The sequence below is a fragment of the Cobetia sp. 5-11-6-3 genome (assembly GCF_013374055.1).
Classification (GTDB): domain Bacteria; phylum Pseudomonadota; class Gammaproteobacteria; order Pseudomonadales; family Halomonadaceae; genus Cobetia; species Cobetia marina.
Genome location: NZ_BLWJ01000003.1, coordinates 480,243 through 497,321, shown reverse-complemented (window position 1 = coordinate 497,321; position 17,079 = coordinate 480,243). Strand labels below are relative to the sequence as shown.

Here is a 17,079-nt window from a genome sequence, read left to right as displayed (position 1 = left end):
TCTCCCGCGATCCCGCTCCCCTGAGCCCCCTCGGGCCGGGCATTCTGGTAATGTGCCTCGCTCGGTATCCATCGACAAGGAAGACCCTGATGCAGCTGACCCACCTGTGGCGCTACCCCTTGAAGTCAGGCGCCGCCGAGGCACTTGAGAGCACGACTGTCGGCGAGGAAGGCCTGACGCAGGACCGCCGTTTCGTGGTGGTCGCGGCACGCGGCAAGTTCGTCACCGCACGCACGCATCCGCAGATGCAGCGTCTGGCACTGCGCGAGCAGTCGCCGGGCCACTGGCGGCTGTGGCAGCTGGACCGCCCGGCCTGCGGTGAGGTGAGCTTCGCGACCCGTGATGAGGCCGAGCGTCTCGACATCCAGGTGTGGGCAGACCAGTTCAGCGCCCTGAGCGTCAGTGACGAGGCGGATGCCTGGTTGAGCGAGCAGCTCGGCATGCCGGTGCGGCTGTGCTGGCTGGGCGAGCGCTCCGAGCGCTATCGCGAGATCATCCGACAGCGCGTGAGTGCCGCGGACGGCTTCCCGCTGCTGCTGGCCAACGAGGCCTCGCTGGAAGCGCTCAATCGCGAGACGCCGACGGCGGATCACGGCATGAACCAGTTCCGGCCGAATCTCGTGATCAGCGGTGCCGAGGCCTGGGCCGAGGATGGTTGGCAGGAGGTGATGATCGGCGAGGTACGTTTCCGCCTGGTGTCATCCTGCACGCGCTGCGCGATGGTCAATGTCGACCCGGCCACCGGCGAGAAGCGTGGTGACAGGGAGCCGCTGACGACACTGGCGCGGGTGCGCCGTTTCGAGGATGGCCAGGTGCACTTCGGCTACAACCTGGTGGCGGTGGCCCCGACGCGCCACCAGCCGCTGCGGGTCGGTGATCCTGTCGAGGTCACGGCCTTCAAGTGACGCCTCGCGTCTGCGTTCAGGGGGCGGTTGGCAAGGCTCAGTCCGGCGGCCCGAACAGGGCAGGCTGACCATGTGCCTCACGCCAGACATCCAGCGCTGCCCGGTGCAGCTGACTGTGTCGCCACGCCAGCGCCTCGATATCACGGTCATAGCCGCCGCCGATCACGCAGGCCACGGCCGCGCCCGCCTCGCGACAGCGCTGGATGACATGCCGCTCGCGCCGGTAGAGGCCGCGGTCGCTCAGTTCGAGATGGCCGAGCCTGTCGGCGGCGTGCGGGTCGACCCCGGCATCGAAGATCACGAGTTCCGGCTGCACCCGCGTCAGCACCGCCTCCAGCGTGCGCTCCAGCACCGCCAGATAGTCCTCATCGCCCATGCCTTTCGGCAGGGGCACGTCCAGATCACTCTTCTGCTTGCGGGCCGGGAAGTTGCTCTCGGCATGCAGCGAGAGCGTGAAGACCCGTGGCTCGTCGGCGAAGATCAACGCGGTGCCATCGCCCTGATGGACGTCGAGATCGACGATCAGCACCCGCGTCACGCCATCTTCCAGTGCCTGATGCGCCGCCACGCCGATGTCGTTGAGCAGACAATATCCGCTGGCCGCCTCGGGGTGGGCGTGATGGGTACCCCCGGCGGTATTGCAGGCCAGGCCGCGCGTGAGGGCTTCGCGCACGGTGGTCAGCGTGCCGCCCACCGCCAGCACGCTGCGCTCGCGCAGGGCCTCGCTCCACACGAAACCGCTGCGACGCTGGGCCTGATGACTCAAGGTGCCACTGAGAAATTCATGCACGTAGCGGCGGGTGTGCACGCTGAGCAGGTCTTCCTCCTCGGCGGGCTGGGGCATCACCCACTCGACGGCCCAGGCGCAGTCGGCCAGCTGGCGGTCCAGCAGCCGTTTGAGCACGCTGAACTTGTCCATCGGGAACGGATGTTTCTCGGGCAGCGCGATGCGATAGCCGGGGTGATGGATCAGCGCCAGTGGCGGGCAGGCAGCCTCAGCGACGTGGGACAAAGTGCACCTCCCGGCCCTCGGTGGTCAGCTGACGAATGGCGATGGGGCGGCCCTTTGCATCGAGATCCACCAGTCCGATGCCGCAGGCATTCAGCAGGCGTTCGCCGTGACTCGCGGCATCGTGACGACGTGGCGTGATGCGCATGTTGCGACGCCGTGTCAGCAGGTTGAGCGGTGAGCGTGGGGCGTACAGCCAGCGATTGAGACGATCCAGCACGTCAAGCAATCCCACCGGGAAGCGGTTGCGGATGCCGCTGCTGGTGATCTGCCAGATGTGCGGGCTGGAGCGGCGGTGCCTGAGGCGCACATCGTAGGCGAAGGAGTAGTGCACATCGCCGGACAGAATCACGAAATGCTGCGGCGTGCGCGAATGGCGGAAGATGTTGAGCATCACGCTGGCGGCGCCCTGGTGGGCCATCCAGTTCTCGGCGTCCACCATCAGCGGCTTGCCGGCGAAGGTGAACAGCTTCTGGATAGTCTCGATCAACTTTACCCCGAACACGGGAGCCGGAGACACCAGTACCACCGCGTGCTGCTCCACCAGACGTTGCTGGAGTTCACACAGCGCCTCCCAGTCCATCAGACCCGAAGGGTGCGACAGCTTGCGCTCACTGCGCCAGCGGCGAGTGCGGGTGTCCGCCACGATCAGGGCCGGCGTGGTCTCGAGCTGATAGTCCCAGCGCTCGCAGCGCTCGAGCCGAGCGATCAACGCCTCCTGACGCTCGACGTCGAAATGGCCCTCCGGCGCTGTCTCGGTGTCGGCATGCGCATCCGTGAACAGCTCGCTGGCCTGCTCCAGCAGCTCACCGAGCGCCCGAGGTGCGTTGCCCGCGCCCTGACACAGCAGGTAGCCGGTCAGCGCATTGCCGATGATGCGCCGCGAGAAGGGATTGCCGTAGGCGGCTTTTTCCCAGGCGGCACTCAGATTCCAGTCATCGGTGACGTCGTGGTCATCGAAGATCATCAGGCTGGAGACGTTGGCCAGCAGGCGGCGCACCTGACCGAGCCCAGCGCGGAAACGTGCCAGATGGCGTGCCTCGCGGGCATGGCGCTCGCGGGTGGCCTCGTCGTGGCCTTCGAGCGCTGACGGGTCTTCCAGTTCGACCCCGAGGGCCGCCCACGGCACGTCGGACCACACCAGCAGGTACATGGCGACGACTTCCGACAGGCCGATCAGGTGATTGTCAGCCCCGGTGGAGGTGAAGATGGGCTTGCGCTTGGCGCCGAAGAAACTGGCGGCCAGTCCCTCATTGGCTGGCATGTCCGGCAGCAGCTGCGGGCGATGATAGAGGTGCGACGGGTGCTGGCGCAGTTCGCGGCTGTCGGAGACCTCGGCGCCCAGCAAGGTCTCTTCCGGCAGTCCCAGGCGCTCGATCACCTGATCGATGGCCCCCAGCATGGGGCCGGCGACGTCATCGGCGTAGATCTGATCGCCCGTGAACAGCATCACTTCCGGCCATTCCAGCGGTGTGGTGCGCCGCTCACTCAGCCAGTGATCCAGTGCGACCAGACCATCGCCGGCCGGGCCTTCAGGAGCGCTGTCACTGGCGTTGGCACAGACGCGTTCGGCCTCCTTGTCACTCAGGCCGTGATGCGGCTTGCGACAGCTGCCATGCGCGATGCGGGTCAGCTTCGCCGGCAGACGGAAACGTGGCAGAGGCTCGCCGGGGTAGCAGATCTCTGGGCCCCACTCGGCGATGCCATGCCAGTCGCCGTCCTGCGGCGCGGCGCTACTGTCAGCGGTGTCCTCGCGCTCGCTCAGTGCCAGCTCGTAGGCGATGGCGCAATCGGCGGGCAGGGGAGACTCGGCATGGGCCTCCAGCAGCATCAGCCAGGCATGGGTGCCCAGAGGGATGGCCAGATGCTCCGTCAGTCGGGCAGGTGGCGTATCTGGGAGCCCCGCGAGCGGTGGGCGGCTCTCGTCTTCCGGCAGTAGCCACACGCGGGCCTGTTGAGGGCGCGAGGTCACCAGCCACAGTACGATGCTGTCTGGCGTGACGCGCCTGAGCATCGGACCCGCGAGAACGCGTGGCAGGAGAAGGGAAGGCTCGGGGGACGCTGGGCAATCAGTCATGAACGAAACGGACTCGACGGGTGAAAATGGGCAGCGCTGCAGATCGCGGCCGGCAGCATGGTGTGGGTCCCCGGTCAGGCGACACGACGCGACGCCGAGCGTTCAGAGCGGGGCCGGATGCAGGCCTTCAAAGGCAGCCGAGTCGTCAGGCACGCCTTGTCGCAGGCTCGCAAAGCACAGGGTGGCTGACGTAGAGTTGTGGCTCTCTGCGGACGTGGCGTTGGCAGGATAGCATGGGACAGCAGGATGAAAGAGTGCATGGCAGGCCGCTTCAAGGCCATCTGGACAGAGGCAGAAAGCACTCTGGTGGCGCCTGACAAGACCGGGAAGACAGCCGTGGCGATTCGCGCATGGCGTGGGGCGCGGCGGGTCTCCTTGCTGTGCCTTGCTCTGTTGGCGGCAGGCCTTGCCCCGTCTGCCTTGGCGGCGCACGCGTCAGTGCCCCCTGCAAGGGAGTCTCACCCGCTCAAGGCCAACGAATGCCTGCCGGCGCCCAAGGGCAAGGTCGTGCTGACCATCAGCGGCGTGGTGACGTGTGGCAATGCCGGCAGTGAGGCGTCGCCATTGGCTCGCTTTGACATGCCGATGCTGGAGGCGCTGCCCTCGCGCGTGAATGCCACCCACACGCCATGGACCCAGGGAGTCGTCCGCTTCAGCGGGCCCTTGCTGCGCGAGCTGATCCAGCGGGTGGGGCAGGATGTCTCGACGGTGAGCGTGAAGGCCATCAATGACTTTTCCGCCGATATCCCGATGTCGGATATCACGCGATACGAGGTGTTGCTGGCGACGCGCCGCGATGGCGAGCCGATGCCGGTACGGGATTTCGGTCCCTTGTTCATCCTCTATCCCTTCGATGCCCATCCGGAACTGATGACGGAAGAGATTCGCTTCCGTAGCGTCTGGCAGGTCAACGGACTGGTGCTGCGATGACCAAGGCTGCGATGACGGATGTCGTCAAGTCGCCTCCGGGCGCCGTCGTCCCGGGCATCCTCGTCCCGGGGACCCCCTTCCTCAGGTACCCTCTGGCTCGCGCTTGAATCGGATCTTCTCGTCTCCCTCGTCCACGCCCGGCAACCCACATGATGGTGAGCCGTCTTCCCCCTCGTCGGTGGCGGGCTCCCCTGCATCACGGGATGAGGTGCCGGGCGGCGAGGCAGACTCGCACGCCATGCATGCTCTGGCCCAGGCGCCACGGACACGCTGGCCGCTGTGGGTCGGTATGGCCATCATCATCGCCTTGCTGCTGGCGGCCGTGGGAGTGGGCGGTGTCATCCTCCACAACCAGGTAAAGCTCGAGAATCGCACTCGCGATGATGCCGTCTGGACGGTCTATCAGCTGGACCGCGAGGCCATCACCCTCACCAATTCCCTCGCGCGCTATGCCCAGGCGCAGGGCGTGAAGCGTGGTGCGGCCTGGCAGGAGGTGCTGGAGGATTTCGAGCTGCTCTACAGCCGGACCTTCATCTTCCGGCGCGGCGACTTCCGTCATCATCTGATGAGCCTGGCCTCGGTGCCCATGCTGGCCGATGAGGTGATGAGCCAGATCGACTACCTCGACATCCGATTGGGCGTATGGCGGGAAGAGGGGGAGTGGCGGAAGGAGGCAAAGTGGCGTGAGGGCAGAGAGTTGCCGGACGCCGCCTCTGTCGCGAGGCTGCAGACGCTGAGCGACGAGATCAGTGATGTCACCCAGACGCTACTGCTGCGGGTGAGAGCCCAGCTTGCCGAGGAGTCCACCCAGGAACGCCAGCAGCGCGATCGACTCGTGCATTGGATGCTGTTGCTGCTCGGGCTGATGGTACTGACGACCCTGCTGGTCAGTCGCCAGGTCTGGCTGCAGGCGCGTGCGCGGGAGCAGGCCCGCCAGCAGCTGCTGAGCCTGTCCACGGCCCTCAAGCATGAAGCCGAACGCGCCGAGCAGGCCAGCCGTGCCAAGTCCGAATTCCTCGCCACCATGAGTCATGAGATTCGCACACCGCTCAACGGTGTCATCGGCATGAGCGAGCTGCTGCTGGCCGAGCCGCTGGACAACAGCGCGCACCGGTATGCCACCAGCCTGCGTGACAGCGGGGAGGTGTTGATGGGGCTGGTGGATGACGTGCTGGACTTCTCGAAGATCGAGGCCGGCAAGTTGACCGTCGAGCGGCGACCCTTCGATCTCCAGCAGGCCGTCGATGGCGTCATCGATCTGTTGCTGCCGCAACTGGACAGTACCCGTGTGGCCTTCGTCGATCACCGCTCGGCCCAGCTGCCACGCTGGGTCATGGGAGACTCCGTTCGCCTGCGTCAGGTGCTGCTCAACCTGTTGTCGAACGCCTTCAAGTTCACCCGGCACGGCAGGATCACCCTGATGGTGCATCCGCTGCCGGCGGGGCGAGTCCGTTTCGAGGTCAATGACACCGGTATCGGCATCAGCGAGATGCAGGCCAAGCGCCTGTTCGAGCCCTTCACCCAGGGGGATGCCTCGATCGCGCGGCGCTTCGGCGGCACCGGACTGGGATTGGCCATCGCACGCCGACTGGTGGAGCTGATGGGGGGGCGTCTGGGCATGAACTCCCGCGAGGGCGAAGGCGCCTGTTTCTGGTGCGAGTTGCCGCTGCCGCTCGCCCCCATGAGCCAGCCGCAGACCGACTCCCACGCGCCTCTGCCGCTCAGCCGTGGAGAGAAGGTGCTGGTGGTGGATGACAACCACATCAATCGTGAAGTGGCGCGCGCCATGCTGTGCAGTCTCGGCTATGCGGTGACGGTGGTCGAGAGCGGTCAGGCGGCGCTGGACTGGTGTACGGAAAACGACGATATCGTGCTGGTGTTGCTGGATCTGCGCATGCCGCGGATGGATGGCTTCGCCGTGGCGCGAGGCTTGAGGGCACTGGAGCGGCGCGACGGACGCACCGCCAGCTTGATCGTGGCGATGACCGCCAATGTGGAGGCCGGTGAACGGGCGCGCTGTCTCGCGGCCGGCATGAATGACTTCCTCTCCAAGCCGATGCGCCGTCACCAGGTCGCCACCATGCTGGCGCGCTGGCAGCTGCGGGACGGAGGGCTGGCTGGCTGGCATCAGAGTGAGGCGGAACCGGACTGGAGGGGCGAGCCGGGGCCTGGCCTTCGCGGCGACGCCGGGGGTGAGGCTCAGCGTGATGCTCAAGGGAGAGCATCGCCGGGAGCATGCGCCGAGACGCCAGGCCGCCCAGGGCCGGCACCACAAGCCCGTCATCTGGCGAGCCCATCCCCCTCCAGCTTGCGCGATGAGCTGGACATCGCCAGCATCGCCGAGCTCGAGAAGGCCTTCGATGCTCAGCTGACGGAGCAGCATCAACGTCTGACCCGTGCGCTGGCGCAAGGGGATCTGGCGCAGCTCACCCATGAGGCGCATCTGCTCAAGGGCAGTGCCGCAGCGCTGGAGCATGACCTGCTGAGCGATGCCGCGGAGTTGCTTGAACAGCACCTCGCCCGGCAGGCACCCCAGGGACGTATCGAGGCCGCCGTGGATGCGCTGCTGGCGGAAATACGTGAGCATCGTGCCACGGCGGGCGGGCAGGATAGCTGAACCGGTCGCGGGGCCGGGCCCGACGGCGCATGAGGCGTCTAGCGGCGACGCAACTCGCGTTCCACCAGGGTCAGGCCCGGCGTGATATCGCTCTGGATGGCGGCGAGCGCCAGGGTGAGGGTGGTATCCGCGATGCGCTGGTGGCACTGGGGCAGCGAGTGGATCGGCAACGGCAGGAAGTCGAGCAGGCGATCATCGCCGAAGCTGGCCATCGCCCTGGGGGCGTTGACAGGCGGGCCCTTCGAGAACAGCACGTCCAGCACGCCATCCATCAAGGTGTAGGAGGCGGTCACGATCGCCTCCGGCATGGGCGAGTGCGCGAGATATCCGCGCAGTGCCTCGGCACCGGCGGCGCGCTCATAGCGGGCGGCGTGCAGTGTCGTCGCCTCAAGCGGCGTCTGGCTCTGATGGGTCTCGAGCGCCGAGCGCATGCCCTGGGCACGTTCCCGCGATATCTCGAGTTCCGGCAAGGCATCCAGCCACAGCAGGTCTCGTGGTGAATGCTCAAGCACCGCACGGGTCAGCTGGCTGGCGGCATCGGCATTGTTGCTGACCACGCTGGCGAAGTGGCGCGTGTCCAGTGCGCGGTCCACCCCGATCACCGGGAAGCCATCCAGCGTCAGTTCGCGGTAGAAGGGATCATCCGGTGCCAGACAGCTGGCGGTGATCAAGGCATCGACCCTGCGAGCCTTGAGCATGCGGGCCAGTTCGCGCTCCGTGTCGGGGATGTCGTCGGAGCAGACGATGAACAGCTGATAGTCGCGCTCGCGGGCACCGCGTTCCAGCAGCTTGGCGAGGCGTGCGTAACTGGCGTTCTCCAGATCGGGCAGCATGAACCCCAGTGTCCGGCTTTCCCCACGGCGCAGGGCGGCTGCCTGGGCATCGATCCGGTAGTGATGGCGTTGCACCACCGCCATCACGCGCTCGACCGTCTGTGGGCTGATACGTCGTGCCTGTGCCTGCCCATTGACCACATAACTGGCGGTGGTACGTGAAACGCCTGCAAGACGCGCGATTTCTGCCAGGGTCATGCCACTGTCCTTGCTGGAAGAGGGAGAACGGGACCTGCGAGCTCCATGTGCGAGGAATGATGCTCACTTGTGGCCTGAGGTGCAAATCCTCACTGATGACGGTGTCCCTCGACCGACCCCTCGCAACCCCGCACCACAGGCGGCTCTACGCCCAATGTCTAGTCACGAAAACCGCTCATCTGCATGGCATTCACTTGATCACGCGCAAGAAAACGGCCAGCATGAATCCATTGAGGTGACACGATTCAGCAGTATTCGTCATCACGCCACGCCGCCGCTACCCTTGTGGTACTCGCCCCATGAAGTGCCGGTGCGTCAGATGTCACGCCCGCGCCGCACGTCACACATCCAGGCCTCTTGCCAGAGAGGGGCCTCAAGGAGCCCGCCATGCTCAGCCTTGCTCATGAGGATGTCCTCCTCGCCGCCCACGCCAATGACTGGCGCGATGCCCTGAATCAGGCCGCTGATGCCCTGGTTGCCGGTGGGCGCGCCACGCCGGCCTATCGTGAAGGTCTGCTGGCTCGCGAAGCGCAGTCTTCCACCTACCTGGGGCAGGGCATCGCGATCCCCCACGGGACACCCGACAGTCGTGAGGCCGTGCTGGCCACCGGCGTGCGTGTCCTGCAATTCCCGCAGGGGGTGGAGTGGCACGATGGCAACCGTGTCTTTCTGGTGGTGACCATCGCGGCGCAGTCCGATGAGCACCTCGATATCCTGCGTTCCCTGACGCGCGTGCTGGACCGCGAAGGCGTCAGTGAGCGCCTGGCATCCGCGACGACCGCGGAGCAGATTCTCGCCGAGCTTGGCCGCGAGGTGATTCCGCCACGTCTGGATGCCGATACCGTGCTGTGTGGCTTCCCGGCACGCGACCGCGATGAGCTGGTGCTGGCAGGCGCGGCGCGATTGCGTCAGGCCGGTTGCGTCGGGGACGGCTTTCTCACCGCGATGCTCCAGACCGAGCCGAACGCTCTGGGCCAGGGCATCTGGCTGGTGCAGTCCCGACAGGACGTGAGCCAGCCGGCGCTGTCCGTGGTCACGCCCGAGAAGGCGCTGGATACCCGTCACGGGCGCATCAACGCCGTGGCCTGTCTGGCGCTGGACGCTGATGGCGGGCAGCACCGCGTGTTGCTGGAGCGTCTGCTGACGCTGCTGGAAGATGGCGCGGGCGAGCGCCTGCCGGGGCTGTCCACCTCCGCTCTGCTGGCGCGGCTGCTGGGGGAGTCCTCCACGGCACAGCTGGCGAGCGTGACGCTGCTCAATGCACATGGCCTGCATGCCCGTCCCGCCAAGCAGCTGGTACAGGCCGCGCGGGACGCCGGCGAGAGTTTCGGCATCATTCCCTCGCTGCGCCTCGAGCAGGGGGAAGGCGGTATCGTCAGTGCCGCCAGCCTCACCAAGGTGCTGGGGCTGGGAGCACGTCGTGGCCAGACGCTGGTCTTCAGTGCCAACGGCGAGGATGCCCGGGCCAATCAGGCCGCGCTGGATGCCATGGTCGCGGCGGTCAAGGCAGGACTTGGCGAGTCCGTGGAGCCGCTGATGGACCAGCGTCCCGAGGCCAGTGCGCCGGATGCCCAGCCGGCTTCCGACAAGGTGGCAGCCCCCGAGGCCGACAGTGTCGTGCCGGCGGTGGCGGCCTCGCCGGGCATGGCCATCGCGCCCTGCTGGGTGATGTATCAGCCGCGCTTTCTCTATGAGGCGCGCAGCGATGCGGGCGCCGAGCACGAGGCCCAGCGGCTGGCGAGCGGCATCCAGACGGCGCGTGAGCAGCTGCAGGAGCTGGTCAATCGGGCCGAAGGCGCCGAGATGGCCGAGATTCTCTCCATGCACGAAGAGATGCTCGGCGACCCGGAGCTGTTTGCCGCGGCGCGCGAGAGTCTCGAGGAAGGCCACAGCGCCGAGGCTGCCTGGTGGTCCGCCATCGACAGCGCCGCGCGAGCCCAGGAAAACCTCGCGGACCGTCTGCTGGCCGAGCGCGCCGCTGACCTGCGCGACGTCGGGCGCCGTGTGCTTGGCGTGCTCACCGACACGCCGCTGCCCAGCGCCCCCGAGACGCCGCATGTGCTGGTGACCGAGGATATCGGCCCGTCGGATGTGGCGCGTCTGGATACCTCCCGGGTGCGTGGACTGGTCACGGCTCTGGGCGGGGCCACCTCGCACAGCGCGATTCTGGCGCGTTCACTGGGCATTCCGGCGGTGGTCGGGGCTGGCCCGAGCGTGCTGGCGATCGCCGATGGCAGCGAGTTGATCGTCGATGGTGAGCGCGGGCGTGTCAGCGTGATGCCTTCCGCCAGTCGCCGCGCCCGGGCCGAAGAGGCGATCGCCGGCCATGAACAGCGTCAGGCCGCGGCCTGGGAAACCCGCATGGCGCCAGCCATCACCCGGGATGGCCATCAGGTCGAGGTGGTGGCCAACCTGGGCAATACCGCGCATGCCGGCGACGCCGTCGAGCGCGGTGCCGAAGGGGTCGGCCTGCTGCGGACCGAATTCGTGTTCATGGCCCATCCGCAGGCACCGGATCTCGCCACCCAGACCGCCCAGTACGGTGAGGCACTCGATGCGCTGGATGGCCGCCCGCTGGTGGCACGCACCCTGGATGTCGGCGGTGACAAGCCGCTGCCGTACTGGCCGCTGCCGCGAGAGGACAATCCCTTCCTCGGGCTGCGTGGCATCCGTCTGGCGCTGACGCGTCCGGAAGTGCTCGAGACTCAGGTCAGGGCACTGCTGATGGCGGCGGGCTCCCGCCCGATCCGCCTGATGTTCCCGATGGTCAAGGACCTTGCCGAACTGCGCGCTGCACGTGCCATCGTCGAGCGCGTACGCAGCGAGCTGGACGCCGCCCATGAAGCCGAGCACGGCCAGCCGCTGGTGCGTGACGTGCAGGTCGGCGTGATGATCGAGATTCCCTCGGCGGCGCTGACGGCCGCCAGCATCGCCCCCGAAGTCGATTTCTTCTCGGTGGGCACCAACGATCTCACCCAGTACACCCTGGCCATCGACCGCGGCCATGCCACGCTCTCCGCACAGGCCGATGGGCTGCATCCGGCAGTGCTGCGTCTGATCGAGATGACGGTGGCGGCCGCGCATGCCCATGGTGCCTGGGTCGGCGTCTGCGGTGAGCTGGCCAGTGATGATCAGGCCGTGGGTGTGCTGGTCGGCCTTGGGGTGGATGAACTGTCCGTCTCCAGTCGCCAGATTCCGCTGGTCAAGGCGCGGGTGCGTGAGCTGGATCTGACCATGGCGCGCGAACAGGCACGCGTCGCCCTGGCGCAGCCGACCTCGGAAGACGTGCGCAGTGCGCTGGACAGTCTGATCGAACAGAACGCCCAACCCCATCCCCGGCAGGAGGAGCAGGTGTGATGACAGCTTCCCATCACTCGCCATTACACCCGGCCGCTGACTGTCCCGTGCTGTGCGTGACGCTCAATCCTGCGCTGGATCTGAGCATCGGGCTGGACAGTCTGACGCTGGGAACGGTCAACCGTGCACGCAGTCATCATCTGGAAGCCGCGGGCAAGGGCATCAACGTGGCGCGCGTGCTGGCGACGCTGGGCCACCCGGTGACCTTGAGCGGCTTTCTGGGGGCCGACAATCAGGCCGATTTCACCGTGGCCTTTGCCGACTGGGGGCTGGTGGACGCCTTCGAGCGCGTGGCCGGTGCGACGCGCATCAACGTCAAGCTTGGCGAGGCCAGTGGCCGGGTCACCGACGTGAACGGTACCGGCATGCGGGTGGACGAGGACGCCCTGGCGCGCCTGGAAGCGCGCATCGATGACTGGATCGACCGCCAGCAGGCCGAGGGCAATCTGCCACGTTGTGCGGTGGTGATCGCCGGCAGTCTGCCGCCGGGGATCAGCCATGCCCAGCTGGCAGCACTGGTCAGTCGCGTGCGCGAACGCCATGTCGCCTGCTGGCTCGATACCAGCGGCGCCGCGCTGGAAGCGGGGCTGGCGGTGCCGCCCACGGCGGTGAAGCCCAATGAACAGGAGCTGGCGCTGTGGGCCGGGGAGCCGCTGGACAGTGATGCGGCCCGCGAGCGTGCGCTCAGGCGTCTGATCGATCACGGCATCGAGCAGGCGCTGATCTCCGCCGGGCCGGAAGGCGTGCTGTGGGCCAGCCCCGGCGCCGCCATGCTGCGCGCTCGGCCGCCGCGCATGCAGGTCGTCAGTACCGTCTGCGCCGGCGATACCCTGCTGGCCGCCATGCTGCATGGCGTGCTCTGTCAGCCCGATGCCTCACCCGAAGACCGCAAGCGGATTCTGCGCCATGCCACCGCACTCTCCGCCGAGGCCGTGACCCATCCCGGTCCCGGCAATCCGCTTGCCACCACACTCAAGACCCTCCAACAACACACCAGCATCGAGACATTGGCGTCTGCCGATGTCGAGACAGCCGGAGAGCCACGCCAATGAACGTCATCATCGTCACCGCCTGCCCGAGTGGCATGGCGACCACCTTCCTGGCGGCGCGCCGCCTGGAGCAGGCCGCGCGTCGTCGTGGCTGGAATCCGATCATCGACATGCGCTCGCGCATCGAACCCGAGATCACCCTCAGCGAGGCGCAGCTGGCGGAGGCGGAGCTGGTGCTGATCGCCGCATCGCCGCTGGCCAGCGTGGCGCTGGACGACTTTCTCGGCAAGCGGGTGCATCTGGCCCCCATCGAGGATGCGCTGCCGGACCCGCAGGCCTTTCTGGAGCTGGCCGACTCGCGTGCCCGGGTGCTGGAGCGCAAGGACATCGCGGCCCTCACGGACTCGGCCGCACCCGCGTCTGCTGCCGGTGGGACACCCGTCACGTCGTCCCGGGGGCCGTCCATCGTGGCGGTCACGGCCTGTCCCACCGGTGTGGCGCATACCTTCATGGCCGCCGAGGCACTGAGCGAGGCCGGGCGGACGCTGGGCTATCCGACCCGTGTCGAGACCCAGGGCTCGGTCGGTGCCCAGGATGCGCTGACCGAACAGGAGATCGACGAGGCCGAGGTGGTGATTCTGGCCTGTGACATCGAGGTCGACCCGACCCGCTTCGCCGGCAAGCGCGTCTGGCGCACCTCCACCGGTACCGCGCTCAAGAAGCCGCGCGACACCATCGAGCAGGCGCTGGAAGGTGCCGAGGTGGAATCCGCCACGGCCTCTGGCGGTCAGGGTGGCCAGCAGAAGGGCGAGAAGCGCGGCCCCTACAAGCACCTGCTGACCGGGGTGTCCTTCATGTTGCCGATGGTGGTGGCAGGCGGCCTGATGATCGCGCTGTCCTTCGTGTTCGGCATCAAGGCCTTCGAGGAGGAGGGCACGCTGGCGGCGGCGCTGATGCAGATCGGTGGTGGCTCGGCCTTCAAGCTGATGATTCCGGTACTGGCGGGCTACATCGCCTACTCGATCGCGGACCGCCCGGGGATCACGCCGGGCATGATCGGGGGCTGGCTGGCCGCGACACTGGATGCCGGGTTCCTGGGTGGCATCATCGCCGGCTTCCTCGCGGGGTACACGGCCTCGGGGCTCAGTCGCTACGTGAAGCTGCCGCAGTCCATCGAGTCGCTCAAGCCGATCCTGATCATCCCGCTGGTGGCGAGCATGGTCACCGGGCTGGTGATGATCTACGTGGTCGGCACGCCGGTGGCGGGGCTGATGACGGCGCTGACCGAGTTCCTCGAGTCCATGGGCTCGGCCAACGCGGTCCTGCTGGGCATTCTGCTCGGCGCGATGATGTGCTTTGACCTGGGTGGGCCGGTCAACAAGGCCGCCTATGCCTTCGGGGTCGGCCTGCTGGCCAGCGAGACCTACGCGCCGATGGCCGCGATCATGGCCGCGGGCATGGTGCCGGCGCTGGGCATGGGACTGGCAAGCTTCATCGCACGTTCCAAGTTCGCCGAGCCGGAGCGTGAGGCCGGCAAGGCCAGCTTCATTCTCGGGCTGTGCTTCATCTCCGAGGGCGCGATTCCCTTTGCCGCCAAGGACCCGCTGCGCGTGATTCCCACCTGCATGGTCGGTGGCGCCGTGACCGGTGCCCTGTCGATGCTGGTAGGTGCCAAGCTGCTGGCGCCGCACGGTGGTCTGTTCGTGCTGTTGATCCCCAATGCCATCAACGTCCCGCTGATGTATCTGGGCGCCATCGTCGCCGGCACCCTGGTGACCGCGATCAGCTATGCGATGATCAAGAAGGGCGCACAGCAGGTCGAGACCGTCGCCGCGACCTGAGATGTCCGGTGCCTCGGGCACCCGTGACGTGATGGCGCAGACATAGAAAAGCCCCCGCCGGGAGACCGGCGGGGGCTTTTGCGTTGCAGGCCGAGCGTAGGCTCGGCACCGGATGACGACTCAGTCGATGTCGGTCTGCTTGCCGATCACGCCTGGCATCACCGGGGCTTCATTGACCGTATCGTTGCGCACGAAGGCCAGATGCTGCTGATAGGCGGTGACCACTTCATCGAGCACCTGAGCACGCGACAGGCCGTTGAGCTCCTGACCGCTGCCACCCTCGGAGAGGTGGACGGCCAGACGCAGGTAGTAGTCATCGTTGGCATCGATGAAGCTCGGCGTCTGGTGACGCACCGAACGCACCTGGTAGACGAAGTTGGAGGCATCCTCGAACTCGACTTCCAGTGTCACGCGCGGCAGCGGCTCGCCCTCTGCCGTCTCTTCACTGACGGAGGAGACCTGGCCGCGACGGTTGAGCTCTTCGGCCAGCTGGTTGAGCGCCGGACGAATGGAGCGCTTCAGCGTTGCCTCGGCACTGCCGCTCTTGGCGAAGTCGAGCACGTGATCCAGACGCTCGTGCCAGTCGACCCCTTCATAGACGCAGCTGTTGTCCTGACGCACGTTCTCCTTGCGGTCCTCGATCATCAGCGCCTTGTACATGCCGATCATCATGAAGATCAGCACGATGGAGAAGGGCACGGCGGTGATCACCACGGCGCTCTGCAGCGCGCTCAGCCCCCCGACCATCAGCAGAGCCAGCGTCAGCAGGCCGATGATGGCGGACCAGAAGATGCGCAGCCAGATCGGTGCATCGTGGTTGACGTCCTTGAGGATGGACGTGAAGTTGGCCAGTACCAGCGCGCCGGAGTCGGCGGAGGTCACGAAGAACACGATCCCCAGAATCGCCACCACGGCGGTGGTGATGGTGGAGTACGGCAGCTGCTCCAGGAAGGTATAGATGGTGTTCTGCGGTGCGTTCAGGGCTTCGGTGGCCAGTGCGCTGACGCCCTGGTTGGCGACCATGTCGATGGCCGAGTTACCGAAGACGCTCATCCATACCATCATGAAGCTCAGCGGGATCAGCAGCGCACCGAACACGAACTGACGGATGGTGCGGCCACGTGAGATGCGCGCGAGGAACAGGCCCACGAACGGGGTCCAGGCGATCCACCAGCCCCAGAAGAACAGGGTCCAGCCGCTCATCCATTCATCGGTACCCGGCGTGTAGGCATAGGTATCGAAGCTCTTGGCGGTGAACTGGGTCAGGTAGTCACCGATGTTGAGCACCAGCGCGTTGAGCAGCTGGGAGGTGTCGCTGACGGCCAGCACGAAGATCAGCAGGGCGGTGGCCAGCAGCATGTTGAATTCGGACAGCAGGCGGATGCCCTTCTCGACACCGGTGATGACGGAAATCGTCGCCAGAATCATCACGCCGATGATCAGTGCCGCTTGCACGGCGAGGTTCTCGGGCACGCCCAGCATGAACTTGAGACCGTAGTTCAGCTGGATGACGCCGATGCCCAGTGAGGTGGCGATCCCGAACACGGTGGAGATGATGGCGAAGATATCCACGGCGTTGCCGATCGGGCCATTGATGCGGTTGCCCAGCAGCGGATAGAAGGCCGAGCGGATGGCCAGCGGCAGGCGGTGGCGATAGCTGAAGTACGCAAGCGACATGCCGGCGAGCACATAGATGCCCCAGCCGGAGAGCCCCCAGTGGAAGAAGGTTTCCACCATGGCGTTGCGGATCGCCGCCTGGGTCTCGGGGTCCCCCGTGACCGGTGCCACATAGTGGGACAGCGGCTCGGCGATGCAGTAGAACAGGATGTCGATGCCGATACCGGCGGCGAACAGCATCGCGGCCCAGGACATCAGCGAGAATTCAGGACGCGAGTCGTCCGGTCCCAGGCGGATGCGCCCGAAGCGTGAGCAGGCGATCAGCACACCGAAGACCAGATAGGCCACGATGGCCAGCATGTAGAACCAGCCGAAGGTATCGATGGTCCAGCTCAGGGCGTTGCCGATCCACTGGTCAGCCAGTTCGGTGAACAGCATCGCGAAGGCGAGGAACGCCACGATACCGATGATCGATCCGTAGAAGACCGTCGGATTGATGCGACTCGAGGTCGGCGCAGCGCTCTCGGAGGAAGCGGGTTTCTGCATGAGGAACTCCTGTCATGGGGAAGTTTCACTCGTGCGTAGTGCTTTGCTGACAGCCTGCGGCTGTGGGGGCAACGGCAGGGTGTCAGCAAAGACGGACACGAACGGCACGGGCCTCGCTCAGCTCCCGTCATGGGCAGCGCTGAAGCGGTGGCAGTGTCGA

The 17,079-nt window shown here is 66.6% G+C and carries 10 protein-coding genes; 6 read left to right on the top strand and 4 right to left on the bottom strand.

Annotated features, from left to right (window positions below; all coding sequences use genetic code 11):
• Positions 1 to 89 precede the first annotated feature (89 nt).
• Positions 90 to 905 carry an MOSC domain-containing protein gene (locus HXS66_RS07900; RefSeq protein ID WP_255303157.1) on the top strand — a complete coding sequence of 272 codons (816 nt, stop codon included), beginning with the start codon at positions 90 to 92 and terminating at the stop codon, positions 903 to 905.
• A 37-nt stretch (positions 906 to 942) separates the two neighbouring features.
• Here the strand turns inward: HXS66_RS07900 and HXS66_RS07895 are convergent, their stop codons facing one another.
• Positions 943 to 1,917: a histone deacetylase gene (locus tag HXS66_RS07895; RefSeq protein ID WP_255303156.1), complete on the bottom strand. Its 975-nt coding sequence runs from the start codon at positions 1,915 to 1,917 to the stop codon at positions 943 to 945.
• A complete protein-coding gene (locus HXS66_RS07890) occupies positions 1,901 to 3,928 on the bottom strand; it encodes an alkaline phosphatase family protein (protein WP_255303155.1) in 2,028 nt (675 codons plus the stop codon). Before HXS66_RS07890 ends, HXS66_RS07895 begins: the two co-directional genes overlap by 17 nt.
• 321 nt (positions 3,929 to 4,249) lie before the next feature.
• Here HXS66_RS07890 and HXS66_RS07885 point away from each other — a divergent pair, with 321 nt between their 5' ends.
• Together HXS66_RS07885 and HXS66_RS07880 are read left to right on the top strand one after the other, a co-directional pair.
• Positions 4,250 to 4,921 carry a molybdopterin-dependent oxidoreductase gene (locus HXS66_RS07885; protein WP_176503224.1) on the top strand — a complete coding sequence of 224 codons (672 nt, stop codon included), beginning with the start codon at positions 4,250 to 4,252 and terminating at the stop codon, positions 4,919 to 4,921.
• Between the two features lie 103 nt (positions 4,922 to 5,024).
• The gene (locus HXS66_RS07880) at positions 5,025 to 7,538 is read left to right on the top strand and encodes an ATP-binding protein (protein WP_176503223.1); all 2,514 of its coding nucleotides are present in this window, start codon (positions 5,025 to 5,027) and stop codon (positions 7,536 to 7,538) included.
• 38 nt (positions 7,539 to 7,576) lie between these two features.
• Here HXS66_RS07880 and cra read toward each other — a convergent pair whose 3' ends face one another.
• Positions 7,577 to 8,569: a catabolite repressor/activator gene (cra, locus tag HXS66_RS07875; protein ID WP_077378370.1), complete on the bottom strand. Its 993-nt coding sequence runs from the start codon at positions 8,567 to 8,569 to the stop codon at positions 7,577 to 7,579.
• Positions 8,570 to 8,956: 387 nt separating this feature from the next.
• On the opposite strand from cra, the gene ptsP reads away from it, so the two are divergent.
• Genes ptsP through HXS66_RS07860 form a run of 3 tightly spaced genes read left to right on the top strand, consistent with a single transcriptional unit; the run spans position 8,957 to position 14,756 of the window.
• Positions 8,957 to 11,926: a phosphoenolpyruvate--protein phosphotransferase gene (gene ptsP, locus HXS66_RS07870; protein ID WP_077378373.1), complete on the top strand. Its 2,970-nt coding sequence runs from the start codon at positions 8,957 to 8,959 to the stop codon at positions 11,924 to 11,926.
• The gene (locus HXS66_RS07865; protein WP_176493550.1) at positions 11,926 to 12,978 is read left to right on the top strand and encodes a 1-phosphofructokinase family hexose kinase; all 1,053 of its coding nucleotides are present in this window, start codon (positions 11,926 to 11,928) and stop codon (positions 12,976 to 12,978) included. Before ptsP ends, HXS66_RS07865 begins: the two co-directional genes overlap by 1 nt.
• Complete coding sequence (locus HXS66_RS07860; protein WP_176503222.1) at positions 12,975 to 14,756, top strand: PTS fructose-like transporter subunit IIB; 1,782 nt, start codon at positions 12,975 to 12,977, stop codon at positions 14,754 to 14,756. The genes HXS66_RS07865 and HXS66_RS07860 overlap by 4 nt, the downstream gene beginning before the upstream one ends.
• Positions 14,757 to 14,876: 120 nt before the next feature.
• Here the strand turns inward: HXS66_RS07860 and betT are convergent, their stop codons facing one another.
• Complete coding sequence (gene betT, locus HXS66_RS07855) at positions 14,877 to 16,919, bottom strand: choline BCCT transporter BetT (RefSeq protein WP_077378383.1); 2,043 nt, start codon at positions 16,917 to 16,919, stop codon at positions 14,877 to 14,879.
• Positions 16,920 to 17,079 lie beyond the last annotated feature (160 nt).

What these genes read in the sequence shown, in the direction of transcription:
- HXS66_RS07900 (WP_255303157.1), top strand. Translation starts at nt 90, where the DNA reads ATGCAGCTGACCCACCTGTGGCGCTACCCCTTGAAGTCAGGCGCCGCC.
- HXS66_RS07890 (WP_255303155.1), bottom strand. Translation starts at nt 3,928, where the DNA reads ATGCTCAGGCGCGTCACGCCAGACAGCATCGTACTGTGGCTGGTGACC.
- HXS66_RS07885 (WP_176503224.1), top strand. Translation starts at nt 4,250, where the DNA reads ATGGCAGGCCGCTTCAAGGCCATCTGGACAGAGGCAGAAAGCACTCTG.
- cra (WP_077378370.1), bottom strand. Translation starts at nt 8,569, where the DNA reads ATGACCCTGGCAGAAATCGCGCGTCTTGCAGGCGTTTCACGTACCACC.
- ptsP (WP_077378373.1), top strand. Translation starts at nt 8,957, where the DNA reads ATGCTCAGCCTTGCTCATGAGGATGTCCTCCTCGCCGCCCACGCCAAT.
- HXS66_RS07865 (WP_176493550.1), top strand. Translation starts at nt 11,926, where the DNA reads ATGACAGCTTCCCATCACTCGCCATTACACCCGGCCGCTGACTGTCCC.
- HXS66_RS07860 (WP_176503222.1), top strand. Translation starts at nt 12,975, where the DNA reads ATGAACGTCATCATCGTCACCGCCTGCCCGAGTGGCATGGCGACCACC.
- betT (WP_077378383.1), bottom strand. Translation starts at nt 16,919, where the DNA reads ATGCAGAAACCCGCTTCCTCCGAGAGCGCTGCGCCGACCTCGAGTCGC.